Origin of the sequence: Thermogutta sp. (assembly GCF_014359955.1) — a bacterium.
Classification (GTDB): Bacteria; Planctomycetota; Planctomycetia; order Pirellulales; family Thermoguttaceae; genus Thermogutta.
Window position 1 is genome coordinate 1 of record NZ_JACIYL010000630.1, and the last position, 2,659, is coordinate 2,659.

The following is a 2,659-nucleotide window of genomic DNA, read 5'->3' on the forward strand; positions in this document are numbered from 1 at the left end:
AATTCAGTAATAAAACGTCGTTTGTTATTGTTAAGATATTCAGCAACATCCTCGTGAACGGTCACCGTAATCTTGGCCACGCGTTCCACCAGAACGGCCAGAAGAAGCTGCCGCATGGTCTCGATGGCCATGGTCTCCACGGTCTTGACCCAACCGGCCCCTTTGCACAGAGGACAATCACGGTAGAGAGTTCGCTTTAAACTGGGGCGAATCCGCTGGCGGGTCATTTCAATCAGACCGAACGGACTCGTGCGGAGAATTTTGGTTCTTGCGCGATCGCGGCGCACCGCCTCCCGCAACGCCCTCTCTACTGCCCGGCGATGCTTCTCCTTCCGCATGTCGATAAAATCGTTGACGATCACGCCTCCCAAATCACGCAGCCGAATCTGTCGGGCGATTTCCTTGGCGGCGATGAGATTGATCTGGAACGCCGTTTCTTCGGCAGAGTCGTCCACACGAAAATTCCCGCTATTGACATCGATCGCGACGAGCGCTTCGGTCTGATCGATGACGATGGATCCACCCGGAGACAGTGGCACTTCGCGCTGATGGATGATACTTATTTCCTTTTCCAAACCATACTTGTGGAAGAGCGGTTCTTTTCCATCGTAATATTTGAGCCGGTCCACATAGCGGGGCATGACCATCTCCAGGAATTCTTTTGCCCGCTCGTAAGTTTTAGGCTCGTCGATGATGATGGTTCCCACCTCCGCACTGAAAATATCGCGAATGGTGCGGATGATCATGTCACTTTCCTGGTAGATATCGACCGGAGCTTCCAGCTTTTTGATCCGCCGCACAATCACTTTCCAGAGGCGGAGTAGATAGGCAAGGTCCCGGGAAAGCTCCTTTCTCGTGCGGTCTGCTCCCGCCGTGCGAACGATGAATCCCAGTCCTTTGGGCAAATCGAGCTGATGCATGATCTCGCGGAGGCGGCGCCGGGTGGCTTCATCTTCGATCTTCCGCGAAATCCCCACCCGACCCAGAGCCGGCATCAAGACGAGATAGCGTCCCGGAATACTGATGTAGGTGGAAAGCGTTGGTCCCTTGTTGCCGATGCCCTCTTTGATAACCTGAACGATCACCTCATCGCCGCGGCGGAAGATGCTTTGAATGGGAGGACGAACCCTGGGCCGAATGTTATTCCGGCGATTTCGGACCGGCCGCGTGGTTTCCCCATCCAGACCATTGAGCACACCGGAGGCAGGTGGCGGTAGATCACCGAGTTCGTCCGGGTCATACCCGGCCTGGCGAAAATACTGGGGTTCCACATCACTGACGTGGAGGAATCCATTCCGGCCGACACCAAAATCCACGAACGCCGCCTGAATGCTCGGCTCGAGATTGACAACGACTCCTTTGTAGATATTGCCGACGTAACTTTCCTGGTCAGCACGTTCGATGTAAAGCTCTTCCAGGACGCCGTCTTCTACAATGGCAATGCGACATTCCTCAGGCTGGGCAGCATTGATCAACATTTCCTGCTTCATAAACTCGCCATCCTTTGCGGCTCTGGAGGCGAGTGCGCATTGCGAGACGTCGGCCGATGCTGGGCGTCCGGTCCTGTGAGATCCCCGTCGCGTTCGTCATGAGACTACCTCCACCCGACTGCGCACGAGAGGAATCCCCTGTGCTTCGAGATCGTCCAGCCCCAGGATGCGAAGCACCTCCCGGGGATGGAGAGATCCGCGGGGATCGACCCGGAGAGTGAAACTCAGACGGCCGTCCGCAAGACTCCACTCCAGAAGGTGGTCAAGGAGATTGCGTTCGACGGCCTGGCCCTGCTGCGTCATTTCCACGCGGGAGTGGGCGCCGATCGCGTCCAGCCGGCTACGAAGCATCCCTTCTCGCTCCGCAGGAACCCGGATCTCGTAAGTGACGCGAGACACCTGCGCTTTGCGGGTCCCGGGTGGCACAGGCTCGACGCTATGAAACGCCAACCCTGGAACAGTTGCTCGCTGGAGGCGGGCGAGAATCTCGTCGGTGGACAAAGCCTCGGTCAACTCGAGTTCGAGAACTTCGTTACGCCCTTCCAATCCGAGAGCCAGCGCCAGAGGAAAGCTGATCTTCGGTTTCGGATGGAACCCCTGGCTGAAAGCAAGCGGGAGTTCTGCCCGCCGGAACAGACGCTCCAGAGTTCGCACCAGGTCGTGGTGGCCGATAAATCGCAAATCTCCTGTTTTGGAGAAGCGAATGCGCACTCGTTGCCGGACCGTCAAGCGGTCCATCCCATCGTTGCCGCTGGCGATGGGACCTCGGTTTCTGGAAACCTCTGAATTCGATTGATCCGATCGCGATCCGATGCGTGTCACCTCTTTTCACAGAGCGTTGACAACCGCGTAACGAACCCCCTCGGCTCCGGAACCAAGCGTTCTGCGAGCCGGAGGAATGTAAAAGTGTTCGCGTTCAAATACTGCGCCGCCTGCTGTTGGCAAGGCGGCCTGTTCGCCCCAGCCCGCGGCCGTGTCCCAACTAAGACCGCGGTCCCCGCGCCTCCTCAGTCTGATGGCCACAAATGGGGGACCTCGATCCCCTTATATCTGCGACTATTCCCTGGCGTTTCCAGGACGATCATCGCCCTGTCATGCCATATCGATTGCCCAGCATAGCAAAATCTGGAGCATTTGACCAGCCCAGGGCGGGCTACGCGGTGGGCCAA

At 57.4% G+C, this 2,659-nt stretch carries 2 protein-coding genes; both read right to left on the bottom strand.

Annotated elements, in window-relative coordinates; translation table 11 throughout:
* A partial coding sequence (locus tag H5U08_RS15195; RefSeq protein ID WP_297034903.1) for an Rne/Rng family ribonuclease occupies positions 1 to 1,490 on the bottom strand: 1,490 nt, incomplete at its 3' end.
* 96 nt (positions 1,491 to 1,586) lie between these two features.
* Entirely contained in the window at positions 1,587 to 2,219 is a 633-nt protein-coding gene (locus H5U08_RS15200; protein WP_297034905.1) for a TIGR03936 family radical SAM-associated protein, read from the bottom strand.
* Between the last annotated feature and the right edge of the window lie 440 nt (positions 2,220 to 2,659).